This window comes from Desulfobacula sp., from assembly GCF_021107415.1.
Genome location: NZ_JAIOSW010000413.1, coordinates 1 through 6,388 on the forward strand (window position 1 = coordinate 1; position 6,388 = coordinate 6,388).

The following is a 6,388-nucleotide window of genomic DNA, read 5'->3' on the forward strand; positions in this document are numbered from 1 at the left end:
CATCTGCCACAACAGCCAGTTTTTCAAGAGGGATATTTCCACGATCTTTAACTTCGCAAAGATCAATGGCAGGAACAGGAATATGGCTTGAGTTTCCGCCGTAAATACCCATGCTGTTGCCCGGCATTTTCTGGGCAAGGCATCGGTTTCCCCTGCCTGTCTTGCAAAGATAACACTGCCGGCACGGCATGACAGCCGGAATGATCACTTCCTTCCCGTTCCATGCATCCACGTCATCTGCCGTGTCCACAACTATGCCTGAAATTTCATGCCCTAGTGTTAAAGGGGGTTTATTCACAGTGGGCACGCCATAATAGAAATATCCAAGGTCTGTATGACAGACACCGCAGCCTGCCACTTCAACCAGAACCTCTCCCGGTTTCAGTTCAGGCACATCTATCTGTGTTTTTTCAAGCTTTCCAGGAGTGACTTCTCCTGTTTCCCTGTCTTTTTTAAAGGGACTGACCATTTGCCAAGTTTGAATTTTGTCCGGTATATTCGCCATTTCATACTCCTTATTATATTAACATTTAACCACTTTAACTTTTGTACCAATCCACTCAGGCGGCAGATAAATCCTCCCACTGTTACCGCTTGAATTAACCGTTTTTTCGATCATTTCATCGCCATAAATTTCAAATTTTACCTTTTTGCGAATGAAATCTTTCTCCAATTTATCAAGCCGTTCATTTTCGGTAATCATTAGATCTCAATACTCCTCATTTACAACATAGCCATATCTATAATATAATTCAGCTATGTCTTAGATACCTTATAGATACATTGCAGCTACCTGTCAAGAATTTATTTTTACTTATTTTTAGTACCGATCATCATCTAATTAAGAAGGATAAAACACGACTTATTCTGAAAAAAGGAAAAAATAAAGTCACTTAACTTAAAATCATAGCTTTATATTAGTTGATATATCAACTTTATCTAAAACTATTCTTATGATTAAAAAACTCTGATAACGGTTGAAATAAAGTAACTTTAAGGTTTTTGTAACTCAGCTATCAAATAATCATATTATAGCCATGAATCCCATTAGATTTGAGTCCGTCCCAACACCACAAGCTCCCATAATAAAGGAATAGTTGATATGTCAACGATATAAATCCTGCTTTTATTTTCCAAATTAAACTTTTTCCTTGACAGGGTTTCTTTCTTTTAAATATAGTTGTTTATCATAGCTGATTTATAGTTACATTGTGACACTATTAAAACGGTTTCGTTGAAAGGAGGTGGAAAGCCTGGCAGAACACATGGTCACATGATTAAAATTATAGGGTCCCAAGTAAGCTTTTGGCTCCATACAAACACTTTTAGGAGGTCAACAAAATGAAGAGAATTACAATTCTGGCTTTTTTGATTTTTTGTTTTAGTACATTTTTTACTTTCAATGCAACGGCGAAAACCCAATTTACCTATGCTAATTTTTTCCCCCCCACACATATTCAAAGCATACTTGCAGAAAGCTGGTGTAAAGAAGTAGAAAAAAGAACCAATGGTGAAATTATTATTAAATATTTTCCTGCAGGCACCCTTACAAAAGCCCCGCAAACTTATGATGGTGTGGTTAAGGGTATTGCAGATATCGGCATGACCGTTCTTGCATATTCAAGGGGTCGTTTTACTGTAGCATCCGCCATTGACCTTCCCTTGGGCTACAAAAGCGGTGTACAGGCAACAGCCGTTGCCAATGCTGTTTTAAACAAATTCCAACCCAAAGAATTTAATGATTCAAAAATTATGTTTGTCCATGGTCATGGCCCAGGGCTTATTCATACCCGTGACAAAGCCGTCTCTACCATGGCGGGCCTGAAGGGTCTTAAACTCAGGGGTACCGGAACCAGCGGTCTTGTCGCCGCCGCCCTTGGTGCATCTCCTGTTGGTAAATCCATGCGAGAATGCTACCAGATGCTTCAAAAAGGTGTTGTCGACGGATCACTCCACCCTGCTGAAGCCAACAAGGGGTGGAAACTAGGCGAGGTTGTTGATTATCTGACTGAAAATTATTCAACAGCCTATACCACCACATTTGCTGTTTTCATGAACAAAGGCAAATGGAACAAATTGTCTCCTGCTACACAGAGGACAATCAAAGATATCAACGCAGAATGGTCTATTAAACACGGCGAAGCATGGGATGAAGCAGACAAATTAGGTCTTGCGTTCTTTACATCTCAAGGCGGAAAAGTGGTCAGCCTTTCCAAATCAGAATCCAAAAAATGGGAAGCTGCTGTTGCTCCGGTAATTGATGGATATATCAAGAAAGCAAATGCAAAAGGTGTTGATGGAAAAGCGGTTGTGGATTTCATCAAAGCGAATATGTAATATTTAAACATTCATTTACAATAAATGACCGGCTTTGATAAAATCCGGTCATTTATTGATAGTTTAATTTTTAAGCAGGATATTTTATGAACAATATCTCCAAAGCGCTGGACAAATTTTCCGGTCTGTTAAAAATCATCGGTGCTGTAGCCCTGACCGCCATGATGCTGTTGACTGTTGTTGATGTGATTGGTCGTTTTTTCAAGCATCCCATATTCGGCTCTGTTGAGCTTGTCGGTTTTCTGGCCACCATCCTGGTTGCTGCAGCCTTGCCTTATACCTATAAGGTTGACGGGCACGTTGGTGTGGAAATACTGGTTCGCCTGCTGTCTAAAAAAATACAGCTTATCATTGACCTTTTTACCCGCACCTTAAGCCTTGTTCTGTTTTGCCTGGTAACCTGGCAGATGTTTCTTTATGCAAAGGATATACGTGAAACAGGAGAAGTCTCCATGAACCTGGAATTTCCCATTTATTACATTATATACCTTCTGGCTTTTGGACTACTGGTCTTCTCTGTTACCATAATAGAGATTATTATTAAAGATATTAAGCAATTGAGAGAATTAAAAACAAAATGAGTCCAACAATTATTGGCATAATCGGTATTGTAATCATGATCCTCATGTTTCTGACAAGAATGCCTGTTGCATTTGTTATGGGCATCGTCGGCTTTGTTGGATTCAGCACCATGGTAACACCTAACGCCGGCCTGGTTCTTTTGTCCAGAAATGTGTATGATGTTTTTGGATCATACGATTTAACAACAATCCCTTTATTCATCCTCATGGGGCAGCTCGGGTTTAACTCGGGAATCAGCAAACGTCTTTATGACGTTGGCTATAAATTCCTGGGAAGCACCAGGGGCGGTCTTGCCATGGCCACGGTATCCGCCTGCACGGCCTTTGGAGCGGTCTGCGGCTCCAGTCCTGCAACGGCAGCAACCATGGCAACGGTGGGTCTTCCTGAAATGAAACGATATAATTATGATGATGAGCTGGCCACAGGATCTGTTGCATCCGGCGGCGGAATCGGTATGATCATGCCTCCCAGTGTTGTTCTGATCATTTACGGTATCCTGACGGAACAGTCCATTGGTCAATTATTTGTTGCCGGAATTTTTCCGGCCCTGCTTGTCACTCTTCTTTTCATTATTGCCATTTACATCAAATGCCGCTTTAATCCTGAACAAGGTCCTTGCGGTGAAACATTCACCTGGGCGGAAAAATTCAAGGCATTGTTCGGTCTCGGTGAAACACTTGCTGTGTTTACACTGGTTATAGGCGGTATTTTTATAGGCCTTTTTACACCAACGGAAGCGGCGGCGATCGGTGCGTTCGGTATACTTGTCATTGCGGTACTCAGAAAACAGATCACCTGGGCCGGATTTATCAAATCCCTGATGGAAACCTTGAGAACCTCGTGCATGGTCATGATGCTCATTGCCGGTGCGGTTATTTTTGGAAAATTCTTAGCCGTCACAAGAATTCCCTTTGAAATTGCCGGCTGGGTCGCCGAGCTTCAAATGGCGCCGTTCCTGGTTATGGCGGTGGTCATTATGATTTATTTTATCGGCGGCTGTTTCATGGATGCCCTGGCCTTTGTCACCTTAACTGTTCCCATTTTCTTTCCGGTTGTCATGGAACTTGGATATGATCCCATCTGGTTTGGTATCATTATCGTTATGGTGACGGAAATGGGGGTCATCACACCACCGGTTGGTATTAACGTATATGTTGTCTACGGGGTGGCAAAAAATGTACTGGAACAGGAAATTCCTCTGGAAAAAATATTCAAGGGTATTTTACCTTTTCTTATTGCCGTGATTGTCGGTGTGATGATCTTGATCATCTTCCCGAAAATTATACTATTTTTACCCCATCTCATGTATTGACCCTAACCTCAAAAGGTTGAAAATTTTTTATTTTCAACCTTTTTGCATATTCAATCCCTCTGTCAGTATTTATAACAATGGAGGAGTTTTTTTATTCTTCATTAAAAAATGTGCGGTTTTCACCCGTGCAAGTGATTAAAAACCGCACAAAAATAATTCTGTCTGCTTTTAATTTTATCAACTATCGTATTAATCCTTTGGAATAAAAGGGTAACCATCCTTATTTTATTCTCTGGCATCATGCTTGCTTACCTTTTAAAAATATAGATTTCAACATGATATATTTTTTTTAAGGAAAAACTTTGACTCAATTTGACTTTGCAGTGATTGGCGGTGGGATTGTGGGGGTTGCAACCGCACTGACATTAAAACAGCGTTATCCTTCTACAAGTGTTGCCTTAATAGAAAAAGAAACTTTTTTTGCCTCCCATCAAACAGGTCATAACTCAGGGGTAATTCATGCAGGGGTATATTATCAACCCGGCAGCCTGAAAGCAAAATTTTGCAAACGCGGGGCTGCACTGATGTTATCATTCTGTAAAGAACACCATTTACCCTATAAGCAATGCGGCAAATTACTGGTAGCAACAGACCTGCTGGAATTCCAGAGAATGACGGCACTGGAAAAGCGATGTGCATTAAATAAAATTACAACCCATCGAATCGAAGAAAACCGGTTACGTCAAGTGGAACCCAATATCACAGGTTTGGGTGCATTACTGGTCCCTGAAACGGCCATAACCGATTATAAACGCATTACTCACAAAATGGTTGATCTTTTTTTGGCATCCAAAGGCATTGTAAAAACAGGAAGACCTGTCACATCTATCAAGGAAAAATCTAATAAGGTGGTGATATATCTTGGCTCGGAAGCGGTTCACACCCGATACCTGATTGTTTGCGGGGGATTACAGGCAGACAGATTAGCCAGAATGATGAACATTGATATTGATTTTATGATCATACCGTTTCGCGGTGAGTATTATCAACTGCCAAAGCAGCATTTTAATATTGTCTCTCGCCTGATCTACCCCATACCTGATCCGGACTTGCCGTTTTTAGGTGTTCACCTGACACCCATGGTGAATGGTTCTGTTACGGTAGGCCCCAATGCAGTACTAGGATGGAAACGCGAGGGATATCATCAACTTAATTTGAATATAAAAGATACGGCACAAATGCTGTGCTTTCCGGGATTTTGGCATATTATCCGCCAAAATGTCATATCCGGAATCAAAGAACTGGTGGATTCCAATTACAAACCCGGATATTTAAAAAGAATTCAGAAATACTGCCCTTTAATGAATCTTAAGGATCTAAAACCATATCCTGCCGGAATAAGGGCACAAGCTGTAAAAAAGGATGGCACGCTTGTTCATGATTTTCTCTTTGCAGAAAGCCCACGATCCTTGCATGTATGCAATGCGCCATCCCCGGCTGCGACATCGGCCATACCGATCAGCGAATATCTTTGCGATAAAGCCGAGGCAAAATTTAAGCATATAGGTTAAGGTAGGCCAATCCAATATTTTAATTGACTATTCCAAGGACAGGTAGTAACGAATTTAAGACGAACAGGCTAAAAATACCATGGGGGGTGTTATTTGAAAAACAGTTTTTTTTCCAGTATTCGTTCAAAGTTCATTGCCATCTTTGTCATTTTAGGTGTGATACCGCTGATTATTGTGGGATACTTTGCCTATAAAAGTGCATCAAATGCACTCTTATTACAGACCAGGGAACAATTGGGCAATCTTGCAGACAAAACTGCCCAACAGATTGATACATTTTTCGAGGTGATCGAAAAAGATATCAATCTTTTATCAAATTTCCCTTTTATTCAGCTTTCTTTTCTCCAGTTTGAATTTTGTCAAAAACTGGATACAGCCAAAAGACTGGTTGAAGAATATGAAAAAACAAACCAATACTATAAACGGATTCACCTGATCAATCTTCAGGGCAGATCCATATTAACCATCCCTCAAAACAACAAAGAACGGGACAGCAATAAAAATCCTGAATTGTTTAATACCCATGACTGGTTCAATGCTGCTCTTAGAAATGAAATCTTTTTATCAGACATCATCATGGATGAATCCTTTACCGATGCCACTCTGATTCTTACAAAAAAAATATATGATTTTGAGGATAAAACAA

The 6,388-nt window shown here is 40.5% G+C and carries 7 protein-coding genes; 5 read left to right on the plus strand and 2 right to left on the minus strand.

Annotated features, from left to right (window positions below):
* A partial coding sequence (locus K8S13_RS20810) for an alcohol dehydrogenase catalytic domain-containing protein (protein WP_291465629.1) occupies nucleotides 1–505 on the minus strand: 505 nt, incomplete at its 3' end.
* A gap of 18 nt (nucleotides 506–523) precedes the next feature.
* Nucleotides 524–703 carry a DUF2080 family transposase-associated protein gene (locus tag K8S13_RS20815; RefSeq protein ID WP_291465631.1) on the minus strand — a complete coding sequence of 60 codons (180 nt, stop codon included), beginning with the start codon at nucleotides 701–703 and terminating at the stop codon, nucleotides 524–526.
* A gap of 638 nt (nucleotides 704–1,341) precedes the next feature.
* On the opposite strand from K8S13_RS20815, the gene K8S13_RS20820 reads away from it, so the two are divergent.
* From K8S13_RS20820 to K8S13_RS20840, 5 genes are all read left to right on the plus strand, one after another.
* On the plus strand, nucleotides 1,342–2,337 hold the full coding sequence (locus tag K8S13_RS20820) for a TRAP transporter substrate-binding protein (protein WP_291465633.1): 996 nt from the start codon (nucleotides 1,342–1,344) through the stop codon (nucleotides 2,335–2,337).
* An 86-nt stretch (nucleotides 2,338–2,423) separates the two neighbouring features.
* A complete protein-coding gene (locus tag K8S13_RS20825; RefSeq protein ID WP_291465635.1) occupies nucleotides 2,424–2,918 on the plus strand; it encodes a TRAP transporter small permease in 495 nt (164 codons plus the stop codon).
* Nucleotides 2,915–4,231 carry a TRAP transporter large permease gene (locus tag K8S13_RS20830; protein ID WP_291465637.1) on the plus strand — a complete coding sequence of 439 codons (1,317 nt, stop codon included), beginning with the start codon at nucleotides 2,915–2,917 and terminating at the stop codon, nucleotides 4,229–4,231. Before K8S13_RS20825 ends, K8S13_RS20830 begins: the two co-directional genes overlap by 4 nt.
* Before the next feature lie 302 nt (nucleotides 4,232–4,533).
* Nucleotides 4,534–5,742, plus strand: a complete 1,209-nt coding sequence (lhgO, locus tag K8S13_RS20835; protein WP_291465639.1) for an L-2-hydroxyglutarate oxidase — start codon at nucleotides 4,534–4,536, stop codon at nucleotides 5,740–5,742.
* A gap of 93 nt (nucleotides 5,743–5,835) precedes the next feature.
* A partial coding sequence (locus tag K8S13_RS20840) for a cache domain-containing protein (RefSeq protein ID WP_291465641.1) occupies nucleotides 5,836–6,388 on the plus strand: 553 nt, incomplete at its 3' end.

Bases quoted from the DNA above. Each gene is read 5' to 3' on its own strand.
- K8S13_RS20815 (WP_291465631.1), bottom strand. From the start codon at position 703: ATGATTACCGAAAATGAACGGCTTGATAAATTGGAGAAAGATTTCATT.
- K8S13_RS20820 (WP_291465633.1), top strand. From the start codon at position 1,342: ATGAAGAGAATTACAATTCTGGCTTTTTTGATTTTTTGTTTTAGTACA.
- K8S13_RS20825 (WP_291465635.1), top strand. From the start codon at position 2,424: ATGAACAATATCTCCAAAGCGCTGGACAAATTTTCCGGTCTGTTAAAA.
- K8S13_RS20830 (WP_291465637.1), top strand. From the start codon at position 2,915: ATGAGTCCAACAATTATTGGCATAATCGGTATTGTAATCATGATCCTC.